13 protein-coding genes and 1 pseudogene are annotated in these 21,564 nt (G+C 37.8%); all 14 read right to left on the reverse strand.

The genetic code is table 11. The features are described 5' to 3' along the window. A partial coding sequence (locus F975_RS16100) for a calcium-binding protein (protein WP_004749297.1) occupies window positions 1-4,723 on the reverse strand: 4,723 nt, incomplete at its 3' end. Between the two features lie 15 nt (window positions 4,724-4,738). Further along, complete coding sequence (locus tag F975_RS00405) at window positions 4,739-5,665, reverse strand: hypothetical protein (protein WP_004749298.1); 927 nt, start codon at window positions 5,663-5,665, stop codon at window positions 4,739-4,741. Between the two features lie 121 nt (window positions 5,666-5,786). Next, window positions 5,787-5,975: a hypothetical protein gene (locus F975_RS15635; RefSeq protein WP_004749300.1), complete on the reverse strand. Its 189-nt coding sequence runs from the start codon at window positions 5,973-5,975 to the stop codon at window positions 5,787-5,789. 12 nt (window positions 5,976-5,987) lie between these two features. Beyond that, a complete protein-coding gene (locus tag F975_RS00415) occupies window positions 5,988-6,824 on the reverse strand; it encodes a hypothetical protein (RefSeq protein WP_004749301.1) in 837 nt (278 codons plus the stop codon). A gap of 16 nt (window positions 6,825-6,840) precedes the next feature. Then, window positions 6,841-7,602, reverse strand: a complete 762-nt coding sequence (locus F975_RS00420; protein ID WP_004749302.1) for a hypothetical protein — start codon at window positions 7,600-7,602, stop codon at window positions 6,841-6,843. Window positions 7,603-7,867: 265 nt separating this feature from the next. After that, complete coding sequence (locus F975_RS00425) at window positions 7,868-9,055, reverse strand: HlyD family type I secretion periplasmic adaptor subunit (RefSeq protein ID WP_004749303.1); 1,188 nt, start codon at window positions 9,053-9,055, stop codon at window positions 7,868-7,870. Next, on the reverse strand, window positions 9,055-11,196 hold the full coding sequence (locus F975_RS00430; protein ID WP_004749306.1) for a type I secretion system permease/ATPase: 2,142 nt from the start codon (window positions 11,194-11,196) through the stop codon (window positions 9,055-9,057). Before F975_RS00430 ends, F975_RS00425 begins: the two co-directional genes overlap by 1 nt. Continuing rightward, a complete protein-coding gene (locus F975_RS00435; RefSeq protein ID WP_004749308.1) occupies window positions 11,193-12,635 on the reverse strand; it encodes a TolC family protein in 1,443 nt (480 codons plus the stop codon). The genes F975_RS00430 and F975_RS00435 overlap by 4 nt, the downstream gene beginning before the upstream one ends. 467 nt (window positions 12,636-13,102) lie before the next feature. Continuing rightward, window positions 13,103-13,220, reverse strand: a pseudogene (locus F975_RS15935) (IS21 family transposase); the annotation flags it as partial. 357 nt (window positions 13,221-13,577) lie between these two features. Continuing rightward, complete coding sequence (locus tag F975_RS00440) at window positions 13,578-14,174, reverse strand: GNAT family N-acetyltransferase (protein ID WP_004749309.1); 597 nt, start codon at window positions 14,172-14,174, stop codon at window positions 13,578-13,580. A gap of 112 nt (window positions 14,175-14,286) precedes the next feature. Next, a complete protein-coding gene (locus F975_RS00445; protein ID WP_004749313.1) occupies window positions 14,287-15,447 on the reverse strand; it encodes a type III PLP-dependent enzyme in 1,161 nt (386 codons plus the stop codon). A 57-nt stretch (window positions 15,448-15,504) separates the two neighbouring features. Continuing rightward, on the reverse strand, window positions 15,505-16,803 hold the full coding sequence (gene fbsI, locus F975_RS00450) for a putrescine N-hydroxylase (RefSeq protein WP_004749315.1): 1,299 nt from the start codon (window positions 16,801-16,803) through the stop codon (window positions 15,505-15,507). Window positions 16,804-16,819: 16 nt separating this feature from the next. Further along, window positions 16,820-18,436: a (2,3-dihydroxybenzoyl)adenylate synthase gene (locus F975_RS00455; RefSeq protein WP_004749317.1), complete on the reverse strand. Its 1,617-nt coding sequence runs from the start codon at window positions 18,434-18,436 to the stop codon at window positions 16,820-16,822. A 21-nt stretch (window positions 18,437-18,457) separates the two neighbouring features. Beyond that, complete coding sequence (locus F975_RS00460) at window positions 18,458-21,556, reverse strand: condensation domain-containing protein (protein WP_004749319.1); 3,099 nt, start codon at window positions 21,554-21,556, stop codon at window positions 18,458-18,460. Window positions 21,557-21,564: the final 8 nt, after the last annotated feature.

The following is a 21,564-nucleotide window of genomic DNA, read 5'->3' on the forward strand; positions in this document are numbered from 1 at the left end:
AGAGTTGGTCATCTCCAGTACCACCATTTAATTCATCATGACCTGTTCCACCGTAAAGCTGGTCGTTTCCATCCTCTCCAAAGAGTTGGTCATCTTCAGATCCACCGTATAATGCATCTGTACCAAAGCCACCATTTAGCGTGTCGTTTCCTTCATCTCCAAAGAGCTGGTCATCTCCATCATTACCAGAAATGACATCATTACCCATTCCACCATAAATCAAGTCAGTACTATTTGAGCCTGTTGCCTGATCATTACCACCAAGTAAATGATATTCATCAGCCTGATATTGACCATAAAGACTGACATTTTCTCGAATCTGAGCAATATCAATCTGATCACCGAGTTCAGAGTTTTGATAAATCAATTGATTATTTTGAATATAGCCATTTGAAAAAATCAGATAGGGGGCTTTTATACCATTCCACGAACCATTCCATAGCTGATAACTTAGACCTAAACGTTCTTTTAAATATGTTTCTAAGTGAATCGTATAGTCTGTAGATGAACCATCATCTGCTGATGTCATAAAGTGTAAATACTGATCATAACCACCTGTCACAGGGTTATCGTATTCATCTTTTATAATTCCACCATTATTTGCTGGTTGAGTTGGGCTATCATCGAAAAAGGTTAACTTAAATTCAGGAGATGCATTTGTATCACTAGATGCTATTGGTGTGATTAAACTAACAGCGTTTGTATATTGATAGATTTTAACTTGTGAAAAATCAAAATCACCTTGTATATAAAAGTGATTTTCTCCTGCACTGTCTAATACTTTAACTTCGGCATCTCGGCTACTAATATAATAAGTATCATCACCACCACCACCACTTAATTGATCATTTCCTGCATCACTATAAATTTGGTCATTTCCTGCACCACCAAAGAGGATATCATCCCCCTCCCCACCATCTAAGAGGTCATCACCATCAAAGCCTAATAATGTATCATCCCCCTCTCCACCATATAGCTTATCATTGCCATCCAATTCTCTCTTATCTTTCTGATCTCCAGCTAAATAGTCATTTCCTGTACCACCATAAAGGATATCTGATCCACCATTCCCCCAAATAGCATCATTTCCTTCATCACCATAAAGGGTATCATCATTGTGATATTCACCCTCTAGGCTACTTTCATCACCTTCAATATTGTCATCACCTGCACCACCATAGATCGTATCTTTGCCACCATTACCTTTAATGATGTCATTCCCTTCATCACCATAAAGAACATCATCATCATGATATTGACCATCTAAGTTGTTTGCGTCACCTTCAATATTGTCATCACCTTCGCCACCATAAATCGTATCTTTGCCACCATTGCCTTTCAGTGTATCGTTCCCGTCATCACCATAAAGGGTATCATCATTATGATACTGAGCATCTAAGCCACTATCATCACCATTAATACGATCATCACCTGTTCCGCCATAAATCGTGTCTTTGCCACCTTGCCCCCAAATCGTATCATTTCCAGAGCCACCATAAATCGTATCGTCATCATGATACTGACCACTTAGGTTGCTGGCATCTCCCTCGATATAATCATCTCCTTCTCCGCCATCAATAATATCTTTTCCTTCTTCTCCATAAATAATGTCATCTCCTTTTCCACCTTCAATATAGTCATCTGCTGTCCATAATGCTTTATTTTCCTGATTAACATAAGTTGCATAAAAGTCTGTTCTATATGAACTATTTAAAGGATCAAAATTCCAGTTATAGGTATAGATCGATGACTGGCTGGTTGGGAATCCATTATATTTTTCAATAGCATATTGGTTATCTATATCACTGTCACCAAAGATGATATCCTGACCATCTCCACCGTATAAATAGTCATTTTTATAGCCACCAAAGATTTTATCATTGCCACTTTCGCCATAAAGTATGTCATCACCAGCATATTCATATTGAGATTTTTTTATTGCTGCCTGAACCTCATCGATACTGGCTTGATCCACCACGGTTACAGGATCACTTCCTTGTACTGTGGTCGGATAAATCCCAATAACTCGAATTGCATCGCCTGAAATAACATCATCATTATCTCCACCATAGACAATATCATTACCGCCTTCTGCAAAAATAATATCGTTACCTTGCCCACCATATAAGTGATCATCCGCATGATAGGCAAAATTGGTGGCGATGGCATAGGATGTCCCGAATGTATCGAGCTCAATTGCATATGGGCTTTTCGCTCGTTCAAGGTCAAGCGAATTATCTGACGTTAAAAAACGTTCTGACTTTGGCGCATAATGCGTAATGACCACACTATCGCCATGAATAATATCTTGTGCACCTCCCCCAAAAAGATAATCTTGTCCACCACCACCAATTAATACATCTTCGTCATTTCCAGCCTGTACTGTATCAGTTGCATAGCCACCAACAATGACATCTTTGCCTGCACCTGTAGATGCAGAGTTCCACCATTTAGCAGTGAGTTTGTGGTTAGTATCATCATATTCAAAATTATAAGGTAAAGCCTCCGCTCCGTTTAATCCTGAAGAGGGTATCGCATCTAAATCATGCTTAGAAAAAGTCGCTTTAACCTCTGAATCGAGGAAGATAAAATCATTTCCACTACCTGTAGTCACTTGATCTGATCCTAAACCACCATAAATCTGGTTTGAACCATTGCCTGTGCTAATCGTATTATTGCTATTTTGACTGGTAATTGTATTTATTGATTTTTGGATGATTTCATTTGTATCATTATTTAAATTTGCGATACGATCTAAATATATTTTGTAATTTAAATTATCCAGTTTAATCGCATCACTTCCCCCACCAGAAAAAATATAAAATAATTTATCTGATAGGTTTTCACCATAGAGTGATTTTTCCAGTTTATTAGCAGTTGCATTATAATACCATTGGCTTCCTACAATATAATCACTGGTATCTTTACCAAGACCAGTATTATCTGTATTATCTGGAATCTGTGATTCAGGTATATTTAAAGAAAAACCAAAATCCCCTTCCTTAAATCCTAATATTGTAATAGAGTTCTTATCGTCCCCCTTTTTATGAATAACAAGTTGTATATTACCTTCCACATCTATTTTTTGAATAAAATATTGTTGGGTTGAGTCTTCCCAAGTATTTTCTGATAAATTTTTTCCAATAGAGATATCGATATTATCAATTTTTATAGTTCCCTGACCATCACGATCCCAAATTTGATCATGTCCGAAATTTCCTTCAAAATAATAGGTATCATTCCCTTCTATGTCTTCGATATAATCATTGCCATCACCCCCATAAAGCTGATCATCTCCATTTCCACCATAAAGTCGATCATTTCCTTCATCCCCTTTTAGTGTGTCATTTCCTCCAACACCATAAAGAACATCAACATCTTTTCCTCCTTCTAATTGGTCATTTCCATTTCCACCAAACAGATAATCATTGCCATCCCCGCCATATGCTTCGTTATTCAATGTATCGAGTGCTATCTCTTTAGAACTTGAGCCGCTTACAATTAGCGTGTCATTACCCTCACCACCATATAATTTATCTAAATCATTTCCACCATATAACTGATCATTCCCTTTTCCACCATATAACTCATCATTCCCTTTGCCACCATATAACTCATCTGAAAATTTTGTTCCTTCAACAATATCTATACCATCTGCAAGAACATAGATCTTTCCTAAGTTATTTAAATTATAAATTTGATTTTTAATCCATTTATCTACATCATTAAGTGAACCAAACCCATGAGTTAATGATATTTTTCTCAAATTATCTATATAATTATTCTCTTCATAAAATAATCTTACCCATGGATCTTCTTTATTTGTACCATAAATAGTAAATTTATTATATTGAATATAATCAATCACACCACTTTTTAAAACTTCTTCAACAAAAGCTTCATAAAAAGCTTTAGGATTAGGAATTTTTTGACCAAAAAGTTCGGATTTTTGCTGATTAAATATTTTTGCTTGTTGCTGTAAATTTGGTAAATCTTCTTTCGTTAAATTATATACTTGTATCTTATCTTTAGTTTCTTGATTGAAATTTAATTCGACTTTACGACCAATCTTGAAGGGATCAATAACTGGCTCGATTAAGGTATTGACGGTACCTGCTATGCCATCTCGACTTTCGAAATCAAAATTATCATCAACGGGAACAACCCTTAAATTAGTAATTTTTGGATTACCATCTACATCAATAGTAAATTTTGTATCATTACTCAAACGAAACTGCATAGAGCCAAATACATAGCTACGCTCTGCGTAATCATCTGAAAGAATATCTAAATTATAACTACTAACTGCCAGAGTTCCTTGTGCTTGTTGGTATAAACCATCATATTGTTTCTTTTGATCTTCATTTAGAGAATTAAAATCAAAATCCTCACCTTTTAAACCTTTGATAAAATTAGTGTAACTATCACTAGCTCGATCAACCTCAATAATATCTCCCAAGAGCTTTGAATAATTATATTCTTCTCCTACTATTAGCTTAGTATTATATTCTCCACTTAGAAATTTTTGCACCAATGGAAAAGCACCAGGTGTAACATAGCGCCCTGCTCCACTGGTCATAAACTCGCCCATATCAATTTCTGGTAGACTCTTAAAGACCAAATTTTTATCACGAATTAAATTATTATCAGCTAAATCTATAGGCTTCTCTGCTTGCCCATATAAGTACCATGATGTAATTTCTTCAATTGTCAGTTGTGTCATTTTTTCATTCTCTTATTAATATTGAGTACATAAACTAATTGGTAAACTATAAAAATGACCAATTATTCCTAAAGATTTAACTGGTGTACTTTTTCCACCTTCAATATCTCTTTTTGTATTAAACTTTCCAATGCGACCAATTAATTCAATATCTCGTGTTTTAATCAACATATTAATATCAATTTTAGGATAGTCTTCGATATGAACAATATCCTTAGATGTATATAATCTTGGTGTTTTTTCATAATCAGCGAAACGTGTTGTAGACTGAATATTGCAGCAATAACGATGAAATGAAAATTTATAGTAATGGGCAATATATTTATAAGGTTTATATGGATCAGCATCACGATTTTGTTTTTCTTCAAAAGTTAGCATCTCTTTTTGTAGAGGAATGAAATTTAAATAAGTTTCACCATTATCATGTATAAGTGTATATTTATACCGATTCTCTATAAAAAAATTGATAAAATCTTCCCGACTGACATCTTGATCATAAATAAAGTAACGAATCTTTCCGCCATGATTGATTACACCCGCATCAATCTTAAAGTTTTGTTCTATAGTTTTATAAATATCCATATTTTCGATCATTTGAATGAATTGTTTATAATCATTGGTTTTTAAATTGGATAAATATAGGGCTCGCCAAGAAGGAGAAAAACTATGGGTAAACTTGCCATTTTCTTTTTTCATTGGAGTAACATTATCTAATGCTGTATAAAATAATTCCAATCGGGCTTGATCAAGATAATAATCTTGATGACCCACTACATCGATCCAAGGCTGATAACCACAATAGCGTTCTTCTTCATTCCACTTTTTTACAAATGCTAGCCATTTCTGTCTTTTTTGATATTTTTGGTATTTAAAGTACCCAAAGATCATCGCTATCGAAATAAAGAAGATTATGATAATAAAAATCGGTTTTTTAAATTTCATTTTTCATACTGACAATTAATTTTTGACTTTAGATAACAGCTTAGAAGGTCTCACCTTCTCAACTTCATTGAACAAACTAAATGTCTGATTGACATAATTCACCACACCCGAAATCTGCTGCTTAAAGGCCCAGTGCACCCATTCCCGTGACTGAATCCCCTGTAGAGACGCCATAAGCCCAACCAGCATAACCAAACCCCATATTATTCAGTTCAGTATAAATTCCTGGAACACTATTTATCCCATCGGTATCTACTAATTTTTTAAGTGCTGAAATTTTTTCAGTTGTTAAAGCTTGAGTTACACTCATTTTATTCTCCTTTTAAGGTATTGATCTTTTCAAAGTTCTAGGATTCACGACGAAACTTTTAATTAATTTTTCTGAACGCTCCCGAATAATTTTCCAGTCTTCTAAATGTTTCCTTGCAAAATAAACTTGCAGTCTAACTTTCATAAATGGTTCTAAATTCCAAATCATAAAGCAGCTTCTAGCAGGATTATCTATGGGTAAATTTTTACATTGAATATAGGTAATAACCTTTCCTTTACTATCTTTTTGTATATACATATCGTTTGTATCTTCATATCCATAATTCTTTTCCCACTCAGGATGAGGGATATATTTCTCCAACCCAAACTCTTTTGTATATGTTGGTATATATATATATACATAATCAGTATTTATTATATTTTCTTTACTTCTAACATTTTTTCCTAAAGTGGAATTTATAAATAATGCTGTTAGATCTGGATGATAGCGAATTCCTGAATTAACACCTATAGTAACCCAATCATTATTAAGTAAGTCTCTTTCCGCATAATATTGTTCGCGAGATTCTTTAGGTCCAGCGTGATAAGCAATAAAGATCAATCCTGTGGTATATTTCATCTCTACACCAAAAGATGTTATCACTGAATCGAACGTACGCGGTGGTGCTTTATACCACCAATGGCGATTCTCTGGTCTTAACACTGGCGAATCTTCATATTCTAGCCAAGCTGACTCTTCCCCTAAAAGTACAGGCTTTCCACCTAAATTTCCGACTTGGTATGGCAATCCATACGGTCCCATTGGTGCTTTAAATTCAGGCTCTTTCTTTTTTTCACAGCCTGTTATTCCAAGTATGCAAAATAAGAATGTAATCACTATTTTTTTCATTCAAAATTTCTCTAATTTATTTTCTTGATAATATTTTTTTCGGTCTCACCTTCTCCACTTCATTAAACAAACTAAATGTTTGATTAACATAATTCACTACCCCAGAAATCTGCTGCATATATTGGGTCAACTCAGGTGTTTTTTCTGCCTGAATCAGTCTTATTGTTCGCGAAGGGTCAAATGCATCAAACTGACAATAAAATAAAGGTTCACCCCGTTTTAAAATTAAATCTTTCGAAGTGTCATGCCATTCAAATGCCCACATCAGCGGGCGCGGCCAAATATGAATCGGGAAACGTCCACCAAAAATTGTGCCGGGCAGCGGATGCTTGCGATAATGCCCAAAAGCATCTAACTGCGTGATATACACCGCTTCATCGGCAATAAAACAATAGGGCAATTTAAGCTGAAGAATCGGTACTTGCGGCGTACGCCATTCGTTTTCATTGACCAGTGTCAATAACTCACGCAATTTGTTGTTGCGAACAGGGGATGCATCACCCAGTACATTGACTAACTTGGGATACCCCTGAGCATCGCGCTCAAAGCGCAAATGAAAATCAAAAGGGCAGTTAATCACAAAGTAGCGACTTTCCAGTTGCAAGACTGCAGGACAACGGCTGGCTGATTTGGCATGTTTGGTACTGGATTGCGAACGCATCCGATACGGAGCCGTATACAAAATAGAGGCTTGATCATCGACCAAAAACCAACCGACTTCTACTGACCCAGACGCTTCAAATTCAGGTGTATGCTCTAGGGTAAAATGAATGTGCATTTTTAATTATTTATCAAAGTTTTAAGTTTTTATATTTTAAATTAAATGAATTAAACATATTACAGTATTGTTAAAATTATTTAATCTTAATGTAACAAAAGTTATATCTAAGCTATATGATTTTTCAGTTTTTTTTAAAGAAATCTATTTATATAGCATTTGTATGATTAGGCCAATACTAGCCTAGATGGAGGCTAGTATGTTTGCTATTCAGCGTTATTTTTAAATTATAGAGCTGGTTTTTACTTCGAGCCTAATTTGAAAATCACCGTTCACGTAAAGCTTCTTTGGCTTTATTTAATGGTTTTAATAAATAGTCTAAAATCGTCTTTTCCCCTGTCCGAATATCTACTGTGGCAATCATCCCAGGAGTAATGCTAAATTTCTGACCTGCTTTATTCATTAAGTGATCATTATCGGTTTGGATATAAACTTGATAGTAAACTTGGTCTTGTTTAACTTCATCTCGTAAAGTATCAGGTGAAATCACTGTGACTTTGCCAGCCAATCCACCATAAATTGCATAATCATACGCTGTAAGCTTGACCAGTGCAGGCAGCCCTGTATGAATAAAAGCAATATCTCGTGGTGAAACCCGTGCTTCGATTAGCAACTTTTCATTGACAGGGACAATACTCATCAACTTACCATTTTGAGCAATCACCCCTCCTAAAGTGATGGTATCAATATGCTTTACAATGCCTCGCATTGGGGCTTTGATCATGGTTTTTTGGACACTATCTGCCCGGCCTTTCATGATGGCTTGTTGGCTCTCTATTTCAGTATTGGCTTTGGCAAGTTCTTCACGGGCACTGACCATGTATTGATCGCGTGTATTTTGAATTTGATTCTGCAACTCTGTTGCCTGTCTTTTTAAACGTAAAACCTCAACTTCACTCGCTGCACCTTTCTCAACCAATGGTGCTGTCATAGCCAGTTCCTTTTGAACTAAAGCCAAAGCTTGGTTTAAGCCTGTAACCGATTCTTGTAAGTTTTGTTGTCGAGCACGATATAGTGCTGTTTCTTCTTGAATAAGTTTGGGATACTTTTTTATGGCAACAGGAAAACTTAATGGGGTTTGATTCACCTCTGCTCGAAGCCGTGCTACTTGAGCTTGTGCAGCAATTAAAACAGATTCCGATTGATCAACTGAAGATGCATATCGTGTTGGATCAAGCTGTGCTAAGATTTGCCCCTTTTCAACGATTTGTCCTTCTTTAACATATAAATGCGTTAATACACCTCCATCCAAAGACTGAATGACTTGTTCTTTCGATGAAGGAATGACCTTTCCTGTACCTGTGGATACTTCTTCTAACTTAAAAACACTTGCCCAAACGACAAAGATACTCAGACCTAAACTAATAATCCAAATCATCAAACTGGCTTTTGGCAATTTAGGCTCTGCTAAAGCTGATTTGACGACGGTTGTTGTATTTAATTGAGTCGCCATTAAGCACCTCCAGCAATTGCAGTATGTTGTAAGCTCGGTTCAGTTTTCATCAGTTGACTACGCGGTGCATCCATCACGATCTTTCCATCATTCATGACAATAATACGATCAACCAACTCCAAAACTGCCCGCCGATGGGTTGCAATCACTAAGGTGCGATTTCCTAACCATTGTTTAAGCTGTGCAATCAACTCTTTTTCTGCAACATCATCAATTGCTGCTGTTGGTTCATCAAGTAATAGAATATTAGGCTGACGAATCAACAAGCGTGCAAGCAATAAAGCTTGACGCTGACCACCAGAAAAACCTGAGCCACCCTCTAAAATCAAATGATCCAACCCTTGTTTCTTTGCTTGTACAAAACCTAAAGCTCCGACCATTTTTAAGGCTTGAAAAATATCTTCATCGGTTGCTAGAGGAGCGCCAAGTGTCAAATTTTCACGAATCGTGCCATAAAACAACATCGCATTTTGATTCAATAGCCCAACGTCACGTCGAACATCGGCAGGGTCAATCAAAGTTAAATCCAGATCATCAAGGAAGACTTTACCTTGCTGAGCAATCTGCATACCCGCAAGCAATTGTAATAATGTGGTTTTTCCTGCCCCATTGCGCCCGAGAATGGCAATTTTTTCACCTTGCTGAATATTAAGCGTAGTAAGGTTTAAGTTGGGTTGTAGATCATCTGGCTGGTACTTAAATTGCAGATTTTCTAGGTGATATTGCCCATATAAAGCTGGGCGGTGAATCAAATGTGTTTGATCTGGCTGATCAACTTCTTTTTTCATTAATTCATTCAAGCCGTGTTTCGCGACTTTAACTTGTTGTAAGCGTCCTAAGACACCTGCAAGTTGTGCAATTGGAGCAAGCATTCTTGATGATAGGATTGAACAAGCAACCAGTGCACCTGTAGTCATTTCACCATTCATGACTGCAAAGCAGCCTACAAGAACTACGATTGCATAGGTCAAGCCTTGTATTTTTTGCGTCCATGCAGTCATTACACCCACAATTTTTCGTTGTTTCATACTAATTGTGGCAGAGACATCATTCATGTGATTCCATTGATTCTGGAATCTTGATTCTCCTCTGAGTAATTTAATGTCTTCAATCCCTTGAACCACTTCAACCAAAACAGCATTACGAATAGCGGCTTCACGGGTTCCCTGCTGTGCAAGTTTGGCTAACGGTTTCTGTGCCAAAACACCAGGAATAATCATGAGTGGCACAACAACAAGCATGATCCAAAATAAATTTCCGCCAATCAAACCAAAAATAATCAAAAATAAAATAAAGAATGGTAAATCTGCAATTGCTGTGAGCGTGGTTGATGTCACTAATTCACGTACGCCTTCTAGGTCACGAATTTGAGAAATGAAAGTTCCTGTAGACTTCGGTCGTTGGCTATTTTTAATCCGTAAGGCATGACCAAAAACTTGATCAGAAATTTTTAAGTCAGCCCTTTTACCAATCATGTCCGATAAGTAAATTCGAGCAACTCGGAGAGTAAACTCAAAAATTGCAGCGATTAATACACCACCTGCCAATACCCATAAAGTCGGAATAGACTGTGATGGAACAACACGATCATAAACTTGCATGGAAAAGATCATGGTTGCTAATGCCAAGATATTGGCAATTAAGGATGCCAATAAAATATCAATATAACGTTTCCAATCTTTAAAAATAATATTCCAAAACCAATTGGGCTGATAAGGCTTGATATATTCATCAATACGCACATCAGCAACAGATTTCTCTGGTCGTAAGATATAAATGTTCTGAATATTCTCTTTTAAATCTGTAAATGCGAATTGCTGTGATAAACCTTGCTCACCACTTAATTGCACACTTAAAATTCCATGAGTATTAATTTGATTAACAACACCAACTTGCCCATTTTTTAACTCAATCAATACGGGTAAATGCCATGCATTCAATAATATTTCATCATTGAGTTGTGCTTTTTTTGTAGATAAACCAACTTGGCGAGAGATAAATTGCAGTATCGCTTCATGCGTTTGTTCTGAACTCCATTGCAGTTGCAATTTAATCCGTTCTTCTGAATATTCAATGCGATAATGTTTTGCAATCAATAAAACTGCCTGCAACCAAGCTGTATCATTTATTTTTGTTGTCATGGTTGAATCTCTACACCTTGTATGGATACATGATTTAATTCATAGACATCTCGTGTTCTACCTGTCACCTGAATATATTGAGCTAAGCTGTTGTAAATATCATAACGAGCATTTTCAATATCAGAACTTGCACTATGAATTGCTTGTTCAGCATTTAATAAGTCCAAAGCAGAACGCGTACCCAACTTATATTGTTCTTGGTATAATTCTTTTGTTTTAATTGTCACTTGTTGTCTAGCCAATAAAATTTGTAGTTGCCGTTGTTTATTTTCAATCTGCTCTCGTATGAGTTGTACTTGATCCAAAATATTCCGATAGTCAGAACTTAATTTAGATTTGGCAGCATCCTCTGCATAACTTGCTGCGCGGACTTGTGCAGCAGTTGCCCCTCCTTGGAACAAGTTCGCAGTAGCTTCTAACATAATGCTGCTATCATGCCCATTTTGCTCATTGGTATTGGGGTTTCGCCCATTAAATGCCTGACTTAAAGTGCCTTTTAAACTAACTGTAGGATAATATTCAGCTTTTGCTTGGGATCTTTTTGCTTGAGCAACATAGATTTCTGCTTGTGATGCCATCATTTGCGGAATACGATTAAATTTTGGCTCATCATATAAAGCAGAATTGAGGGTTAAAGCCGTTGGAATTTCCCAATTTCCTAAGCTTTGTTCTAGTCCAACCAAAGTTTGTAGTTGTAGTTGGTATTGCTTTAAGAGTGATTGCTGAGCAATCAAATTTGTCTGGGCAATCTGTAAATAAGATTGTGCTTGTACAGGATCAGCTTGGCTACTTAAACCCGCTTTAGCCCGAAGTTGTGTAATCTCAACAATATGTCGAATTCCTTTCACTTCTTGTTGAGCAATTCTAACTATTTCTTGTGAGCGCTTGATATTAATGATTAAAGAACTTGCTTTTAATGCGATTTCATCGATTTTAATCAGCAGGTTCACTTTTTTTACAGCAAGTTGAGCCTGTTCAGCATTTATACTCGATTGCGTTTTTCCAAAGTCGTAAAGTAGCTGCGTGGCACTTAAACTAATCAGTTGCCTTCCTCTTTCACGACTTGAAAAATCACCCGTAGTCATTGCACTGGATAAATGTGGGTAATAACCTGCTTTTACAATCTCAATATTTGCATTTTGCCCCTGAATATTCTGAATCTGCTGTTGAATATCAGGATGCTTCATCAAAGCTAATTCAATTGTTTTTAAAAATTCATTTTTTCTTTCTTGTTGAGAAGAAAAATTACTTAAGGGCATATTGATTTTTTGATTTAAAATACGATCAATTTGAAATTGACTCAGTTGATTTACACTGACAACTAATGGCTTATTTTCATCCTTTTGAAAGGTAAATTCCTGCCAATTGGGTAAAGCAAATAATGCATTTGATTGTATGGATAAAATTGCAAAAAATAAGATTTTTTCTTTTATGTACATGTACAACTACAAATATTTTTTGTAAAAACTATATTGTAATATGTATATATATTTTTAGTAAACATATGTTTTTAAGTTTTATTTAATATTCATATGAAATCCAATATAATAATTTAGATATATATATGTTTATAAAGATATTATTATAAATAAATCCAGTCTGGCAGATACATACAGGCTCTTTAATAGATCAATAGTTAAGCATTTCTCTGCGAAACGTATAAAAAACTAATCTAAAGTCTTTAGAAGTTCTTTAATCAGTTCTAACTTTTCCTCATCTAATTGGTCCATCGTCATGTGAATGGTCATAACTTTCTTGCCTTTTAAACTTTCTGACCATTTAAAAGAACCTACTTTTTATCCTGTTGGTTTAATACATTATATTGCGCAGCATTTTGCTCTTGTGGCCTCTCTGCATACGCATTCAAGAAAATGAGATATGGGGCAAGGATACTTGTCCTAGGTTATGTACGCCGATACTGTGGCATGTTCTTTTGCCGTAAATATTACGCACGGTATTTCTGGATACCACAAGTTCTCGACTAATTGCTTTAATGGATAAACTTTGTTGATGAAATATTGGATTGTTACCGTTTGCTCCGAAGTAACATGTTGAGCAGTCCAAAATGACCGCTATATAACCAAGAGGGTCTGTTTTTAAATGCCGTTAGGGAGCCTGCTAACATTAGCCCCGAATTTAAATGGATACTTTAAAAGTAAAACCTAGTCATAACACTAGGATCAAGGAGTGTTTTATGAAATGTATCGAAGTCATTACAACTGCTTAATGTTATTCAAATCAATAAAATTTTCAGAGAAATTCTAGGGCGTGTCCTCACTAAGTTATAGTGAGTCATAAAATCAATAGCCCAATTTTATGACTCGCTTGCCCCCAAACTGCTCAACAACAAGCATAGGTGAAACTGAAATTATTCTTGTTGTTTAGTTTGTGACTGCATACAACGCGCCACACTTTTTATAAAACTCATGTCGGAAGCAGTGATATAATACTGCGGTTTTTTCTGGCATTTTGATTTTCTTTTGTGCTTCAAAGGCAATTTCATCAGCCACATAGCCATATGACTTCACATTTTCATCTGGCTCACCCACAATTTTATCTGCAAGAGAGTTCTCAAAAATAAAATAGCTCATCATGCGCATGACCGCGCGGAAATGCCCTTTTCCAACTACATCCTTTTCACCTAGCAGTACATGCCAGCCCAAATCATGCGGATCTGCCGCATAATACAATGCCAGACGATCACGGGCAGCTTCGTAGATTTCCAGATAACCGACATCTCGCCCCTGAATCTGAATGATATAAAGCCGCTGGTGATCATCGACTGACATGCGCTCAAAATACACTTCAAGTTCTAATTCAGGTTTATCCATCTGCCATTGTGAAACCACATGCGGCTCATGCATCCATTTAAATAACAATGGAAAATCTTGGGGTAAAACCACTTCTCGCAAAGCATATTGAATATTTTTTTCAGAATATTCAAAAAAATTAGGCAATTTTTTGGATATTGTTATCATCACGATCATCCTTTGGAATATGGATATTTCAGAATTTTAAAATAAGATATTTTGAGCATAATCTGCTTCAGTTATGCGGGATAAAATATCTTATTCCTCAATCTAAATAGGATTAATCCAAGGTATAGTATTTAAGTGGTGAGAAACCATTAAACTCGATTGAGCTATAACTGGTTGTATAAGCACCTGTAGATAACCAATATAAATGATCACCAATTTCTAGAGATAATGGTAAATCATATTTTTTATTCTGGTACATAATATCCATACTGTCACAGGTTGGCCCTGCTAAAACCACTGGATCAGAATGCCCCGTTTTTTCACATAAAATAGGATATTCAATCGACTCGCCTAATGTTTCAATCAAACCATTAAACACACCGACATCGGTATAGAGCCATCTTTTATTGCCTGAATGTGGTCGCTCTGAGATTAATACAATTTCAGACACCAAAATACCCGCATTCCCAACCAGTGAACGCCCTGGTTCTAAAATAATCTGTTCTAGAACATAATCTTTAAACAGCGCGAGTGCAGCATTAATTTGCTCAGAGTATATGGTAAATTCTGCGGTTTTCTGCACATATTGGGCAGGCAAGCCTCCACCGAGATTCAGCATTTTCAGGAAAATCTGATGCTGGTTAGCCAGTTTATCAAAAATCGCCTTGGTTTCTTGCAATGCGTTATCCCAAGACCCGATATTGCGCTGCTGAGAGCCGACATGGAAAGAGATTCCATAAGGCGTTAAGCCCAATTCCTGTGCCTTGATGGCAAGCTCAATCACCGACTGTGCATCACAACCAAATTTTTTCGACAACGGCCAGTCTGCGGTCTCCGCACCATCGATCGACAAACGGAAATACACTTTAGAATTCGGTGCATACTGGGCAATATTCAACAAGTCAGCCTCTGAATCGGTTACAAACAGACGTACCCCTTGGTCATAGAAATATTGAATGTCGGCTCTTTTCTTAATGGTATTGCCAAAAGCAAGTCGTGAAGTTTCAACATTATATTTAATAACTTTATTTAATTCATTGACCGACGCCAAATCAAAACTGGCACCTAGCTGGGTCAGGCTGTCAATAATTTCATCTGCGGGATTGGCTTTAACAGCATAAAAAATATCAGCGGTTGGAAAACCTTGTTTTAGTTCCAGATAATGCTTTTCAATCACACTTAAATCTAAAACTAAAAATGGTGTCGGCTGTTCCTTAATTAAGGTCTTTAAAAAACCCTTAATCTCTGGTTTAAAATACGATGGCAGATTCATAATCTATTCCTGAAAAAATTGATCTGTGTAATTCACTTAAAGAAATGTAGAGAAGCACTAGGCAACAATTTCTTCAGGTAGCGGTTTAAATTCCTGGAACGCAATTCTTTGCTCGACTGGATAAATCTCTTTACCCATGATTTTATTAATAATAATTGCATTGCGATAACAGCCCATTCCTAAATCAGGAACCGTAAATCCATGCGAATAAATTCCGACATTCTGTACAAAGATATTTTCATGATCATTTGCACTATAGTTCTGATTGACCTTGATACGCCCTTTATTGTCCCAATTCACAATATTATTTAAGGGCTGTAAAAATGACGGAATTTTATATTCATAACCCAATGCCAAAATCAGAACATCCGACTTCATCTTGAATTTTTGATTAACATCGAGATTTTTAAATACAAGATCTAATTGATTATCTTGGTTAGTAACGGATTCAATCACACAGTTCGGTAATAATCGGGTCTGGATTTTAGAGGTCTTGGATTTTTGATAAAGAAGATCATAAATTCGGTTGACCAAACCAATTTCAATCCCTTTATACAAGGCGCTTTGTGACTGAATCACCTGATCACGTTTGTCTTGATTGAGTGAGAAGAAGTGCTGGGTATAATCAGGCGATGTGTATTCTAGGGTTAATTTGCCCAAATCCATCGAGAAGAAATGCGGTGCTTTGGTGACCCAGTTAAGTTGATACTGGTGTACATCAATTTCAGACAATAAATCATAATAAATTTCTGCACCACTTTGCCCGCCACCAACGATGGTAATGGATTTTTTATGCTGATATTCTGATTTATGTTTGATGTAATTGGCGCTTGAATGCACTTCGTTACTGATATTTTTACAGAATTCTGGCGTAATTGGAGTCGTACCTGTACCCAGCACAATATTTTTAGCCAAAACTGAAAATTCTTCGACATTATTCTTTCTGACTGTCACAACATAATGCTGTTTGTCTTGATCATAATGCACATTTTCCACATGGCTGCTAAAATGCACATTGGATAGCTGCTGAGCAGCCCATTTGCAATAATGGTTATATTCCGCACGTAAAATAAAAAAGCTTTCACGAATAAAAAATTGATATAAGTTATTATTTTCTTTTAAATAATTTAAGAATGAAAATTTGTTTTTTGGGTCAGCAAAACTCACCAGATCGGCAATGAATGGAATCTGCAAGGTGCTCCATTCAGGCATAATGCCACTATGCCAGTCAAACTCTTTTTTATTATCAAAGAAGATGGTTTTTAATTCACTCATCTCTTCAGTCAAACATGCCAAACTTAAATTAAATGGACCAACACCAATACCCACGACATCATAAATATTTTCGTTCTTCATTTTTTTACTCCTCAACTTACAGCTTCTGTCTATTTACTTTTCCAACATGGGTATATTTAAAATCTGCAACAACTTCAATTTCATCGGGAATCTTATATTGCGCAATATTTTTATCGATCAGGAATTTGCGTATTCCCTTCAGATTAATGTCACTATCTTGTTGTTTCGGAATAATAATCGCCTTGATCCGTTCACCTAAATAAGGGTCGCTCACGCCCAAAACACAGACATCTTTGACCAAAGGGTGGTTGAGGATAAATTCCTCAATTTCACTCGGTGTAATTTTTTCGCCAGAACGGTTGATTTGCTCTTTTTCACGCCCTGTCACCACGATATTGCCATCTTCATCGATATAGCCAATATCACCAGTTTTATAAAAACCATCTTCGGTAAAAGAACGACGATTAATTTCTGGCAAATTATAATAACCATTAATTGTATACGGCCCTCGGGTATGAATATGCCCGATTTGAGTCACTGCCAAGGCTTCTCCAGCATCACTGGTAATGCGGATCTCATCAAAAATAGAGAGTTTTTTCCCTTGGGTGTTGACCATGGTGTCAATCGAGTCGTTCAGATGGGTGAAGTTCACCAGACCTTCTGCCATGCCATACACCTGTTGCAATTTGACCTGCAACTTTTCAACAATTTGCTTGGCAAGTGTTGGTAGCAGTTTGGCCCCACCCACCTGAATGATTTCCAGACTACTCAAGTCATAGTCATTCAGGCTTTCAGAGTTGAGCCATAGAGTTGCAATCGCAGGTACCAGTGAAACCTGCTGAATCTTATGTTTTTGAATCAGTTCAAAGCAGATTCTTGGGCTGGAATGCTGGCTGATCACCACGGTTCCCCCCACATAGAATGTCCCTAAAAATCCAGGAGAACTCATGGTGAAGTTATGCATGACTGGCAAGACCACCAACTGCTTCACCTGCTGATTGAGTTCTGCCACATCGACACTCAGTTGAACAGAGTAAATATAATCGGCATGAGTACGGGGAATCAGTTTAGGTAACCCTGTAGTGCCCCCAGAGAGTTGTAAAAAGGCAATATCTTCTGAGCTTGAATGCGTTTGGATGGCTGGATCGGCAACGACACTATCCAACATGGCAAATGACTGTGCCAGTGAGGCTTGGCTCGTCATGGTCTGTCTGAACCACAGGTTGAAATTAGGTTCAGCAAACTGGTCGGTAATCTCTGCGGCATCTTTTTGTGTCGCAGAATCAATCAGGCGAATATAGCCCTTTGCCCGACTTTGTCTGGCAATGTTTTCGATCTCGTAAGAACCATGCCCATTTAAACAAAATACAGGTCTGGCGCCAATATAATACAGCCCGAAAATCACCACAAAAACTTCAATGACATTCGCCGACTGTACCAGAACAAAATCCGTTTCCTGAATGCCTTTTTGCTTGAGATAAGTACCAAACTGAATCGCATAGGCATACAACCCAGAATAGCTTAGCTGCTTATTGTCTTGTAAAACCGCAAGATTTTTCCCATAGTTAAGGTGAGCATCTTGCAACAACTGAAAATGGGTACGTGCTTGCCAGCAACCATTGTCCCGATAAAATTGTGCTCTAGATTCAGGAAATGGAACAAAGCCATTTTGAATATCTTGTTCGATAAACATATATGTTCCTTGACACTATTTTTAGTGAAGATTGATTTGTGCTAAATGCTTTCTAAGCTGCATAACATCAGCTTGCTGTTGATCATCACCTGCCATAAAGCCATGTAAAACATGCTGAGTAACGTGTTGAATCAGTTGAATTTGTGCATCATCATAACGATTAACACGATAATTAATCACTACACGAAGTCGGTTTTCTTCAGAGAGAGGCTCTTCATAGACTTCAAAATGCAATCCGAATTTTGCGCTATCGCGTTCGAGTTCAAGCAGCTCAAATCCAATTTCATGCCCGTCTTGCAACGAGAAAGTGCCTGTCAGTGCATTTTTAGCGTGCAACTGAATATAGACTTCATACGGGCTTTCTGTAGATTGTTCATCTTCTTCCCGAACCTGTTCTTCAACAATCGCAAAAGGAATATCGGCATACGGTAAGGTATTGAAAATATTATTCTGGACTTGCTGAACCAGATCACCGATGTGCAGCTCTTCCTGAAACTGGGTATAGTGCATCACCACGTTGGTGAAATAACCGAGCGTATCCTGATAATCAGGGTTATCTCGACATGCCACCGATGTTCCTGTCAGGATCTTTTTCCCGCCACCAAGGAAATACACAGACAATACGATTGCGGCATACACCACATAGAAAATCGAAGATTTATAGTTTTTCGCCAGTTGATATAAGTGCTCGGTTTCTGCCGCATTCAGACTGAATTCAACCGATGCTCCTGCCACATCGTGCTGGTTTTCCGCAGGGGTCTGCGCCTGTGAACTGAGCAGTGCTGGTTGCTTTTTGACTTTGCCAATCGCATTAATCCAGTAATCCAGATGCTCTTGTAAACTTGAGTCATCCTGTGCCAAAGCATACTCATGGAATTGACGCGGAATTTTTTCCCATACAGGTGCATTGCCCCCGACACGAGCGATATATGCCTCGAGCAACTCCTTGATCAAGATGCCCGATGACCACTCATCCATGGCAATGTGATACAGCAATAACGAGAGGATATGACGCCCTTGTTCATCTTTGAGAAAACGAACCCTAATTGGAAATTCATGCGTTAACTCGAACTGATGATTGGCTTCTTGTTTTAAAATCTGCTGTGCCGATGCTGTGCCTTGCGTGTCCGAAGACCAGAACCAAGGATGCTGTGCAACCTGATTCAGCGGAATCACCGTTTGAGAAATATCGTCAATGGCATGGAAGACAAAAATACTGCGCAAAGCATGATGGCGTTCCAAAATATCCACGAAAGCTGCATAAAATGTTGTTTCATCGACTGTTTCAGTAAAACGGAAGGCAAATGGAATATTGAAGATCGGATCGCGACCCTGATCCGAAAAGCCCATAAATGCTTTTTGTAACAAGGTAATTGGTGCAACAATTTCCTGATCAGGGCTAAAGATTTTGCGGCTGGACTGACTTTGATCCTGATATTCAGCGTACTGGGTTAACTCAATCGCTGTTGGCGCATTAAAGAAATCTGCAATCTTGATCTGCACCTGATGCTGGCTTTGCAATTTGCCAAGCACGCGGGTTGCCAAAATAGAATGTCCACCCTGATCGAAGAAGTTATCGTAAATACTGAGATCAGGATTTAATAACACCGCTTTAAATTCATCAAGAATCAGCTCTGCCAATGCCAGATTTTCTGCTTTTGTAGCATGGTTTGGATTAACCACTGGAGCTAAATTCAGCGCTGACTGATCATTCTGCACCAAAGGCTGGCTAAAAATCGGGAACGTGATATTGTGCGTGTGGTCTTGGTGTAGAAAAACCACAAACTGCTCCAATAACAACGCGGCAATCGAAGCAGACAGACGCTCACCTGTAGTCAGTTCAAGCTGAAGCTGTTGCTGATCCTTGAGCTGGAACGCCAGCGTTAAATCATAGTCCACATGTAGCGGTGGAATCACCAAAGGCTGTACATCGACCTGCTCTAAGGCTAAATACTGCGTCGATTCCATAAATTGGGTGACCAGAATATTGGGAATCAGATGGCGCTGGGTTTTGGTCGCTGACAGGATCTGTTCAATCGACACGTTGTGGCTCATTCCCTGTAAAATCTGATTACGGGTCTGGGCAATCTGTTCAGAGATGCCCTGTGCCAGTCGATTGATGCGAATCGGTAAAATATTTGAACTGGATTGGATCTGATTCAACGAGGCAATATCGTAATGCTCAACCACAGGCACAAACACATCGACCGCTTCTAAATCCAAAATGCTTTGTACATAAAGACCAAACAGTGACACCATCGTATGCAAGATCGATGATTGTGCTGTTTGACTTAACTGATATAAATGTCCCGCATCAATCGTGGTAAAGACGCGTTTCACTTTCGGTTCAGTAACCAGTGTTGAGGTTTTACCATATTGCTGAATCGGGGCGGCATGTGGGGAACGCTGGAACAATGAGGGCCACAGTACCTTGTTCATTCCTGTTGGATATTGTTGCTTCCAGTACGCCAGTGCGGCTGCTTCTGCATGAGAAAAACTGCTAGATGCCTGCGTCAATGGAACAGCCAGTACTTCAGCTGTATTATAAAAATGACTTAGATGCTTAAAAATTGGTTTCCAGGCACTGTCATCCAGCAGGATATGATGCCCCAAAACTCCCAGAATCACTTCCTGATTATTTTTTGGCATCACAACAAACTGAATGGCAGGCTCAGCGCTTAAATCCATTGGGGTCTGCATGAGCGCCAGCAGATGCTGGATCGCCTGCTGATCAGAATCCACCAGATGTGTGCTGACCTCAAGCTGTTGCGAGGGCTGATGACGCTTTACCAACTCTCCTGCCTGATCCAGTTGATAGCGAAAGTTCAGATTTGAATCGCCTGCATACAGGGTTTTAATCGACTGAATTAAACGATCCAGCTTGATGTCACCTGTCAGTTTCAGCCCGACCAAAAATGGGCCTGAAGCCGCCAGAGGATCTTGTTGATGCAACATCCATGCACGTTCTTCCGACAAGGACAATGCCAGATTGCTATCGCTCAGCGCCGCATTTTTGTGTGCTTCAGCGCTGGAGGATGTCTCAGATAAACCTATATCCTGTAATTCACTTTCAAAGAGACCAAATAAATCGTCACTCATAATCGCTTGATGATGACTCATACAACCTA

It is taken from the genome of Acinetobacter brisouisimilis (genome assembly GCF_000368265.1).
Lineage (GTDB): Bacteria > Pseudomonadota > Gammaproteobacteria > Pseudomonadales > Moraxellaceae > Acinetobacter.

Excerpts from the sequence above, each read along its gene's own strand:
- F975_RS00445 (WP_004749313.1), bottom strand. The coding sequence starts at position 15,447 with ATGAATCTGCCATCGTATTTTAAACCAGAGATTAAGGGTTTTTTAAAG.
- F975_RS00455 (WP_004749317.1), bottom strand. The coding sequence starts at position 18,436 with ATGTTTATCGAACAAGATATTCAAAATGGCTTTGTTCCATTTCCTGAA.
- fbsI (WP_004749315.1), bottom strand. The coding sequence starts at position 16,803 with ATGAAGAACGAAAATATTTATGATGTCGTGGGTATTGGTGTTGGTCCA.
- F975_RS00415 (WP_004749301.1), bottom strand. The coding sequence starts at position 6,824 with ATGAAAAAAATAGTGATTACATTCTTATTTTGCATACTTGGAATAACA.
- F975_RS00405 (WP_004749298.1), bottom strand. The coding sequence starts at position 5,665 with ATGAAATTTAAAAAACCGATTTTTATTATCATAATCTTCTTTATTTCG.
- F975_RS00440 (WP_004749309.1), bottom strand. The coding sequence starts at position 14,174 with ATGATAACAATATCCAAAAAATTGCCTAATTTTTTTGAATATTCTGAA.
- F975_RS00425 (WP_004749303.1), bottom strand. The coding sequence starts at position 9,055 with ATGGCGACTCAATTAAATACAACAACCGTCGTCAAATCAGCTTTAGCA.
- F975_RS00460 (WP_004749319.1), bottom strand. The coding sequence starts at position 21,556 with ATGAGTCATCATCAAGCGATTATGAGTGACGATTTATTTGGTCTCTTT.
- F975_RS00430 (WP_004749306.1), bottom strand. The coding sequence starts at position 11,196 with ATGACAACAAAAATAAATGATACAGCTTGGTTGCAGGCAGTTTTATTG.
- F975_RS00435 (WP_004749308.1), bottom strand. The coding sequence starts at position 12,635 with ATGTACATAAAAGAAAAAATCTTATTTTTTGCAATTTTATCCATACAA.
- F975_RS00420 (WP_004749302.1), bottom strand. The coding sequence starts at position 7,602 with ATGCACATTCATTTTACCCTAGAGCATACACCTGAATTTGAAGCGTCT.
- F975_RS15635 (WP_004749300.1), bottom strand. The coding sequence starts at position 5,975 with ATGAGTGTAACTCAAGCTTTAACAACTGAAAAAATTTCAGCACTTAAA.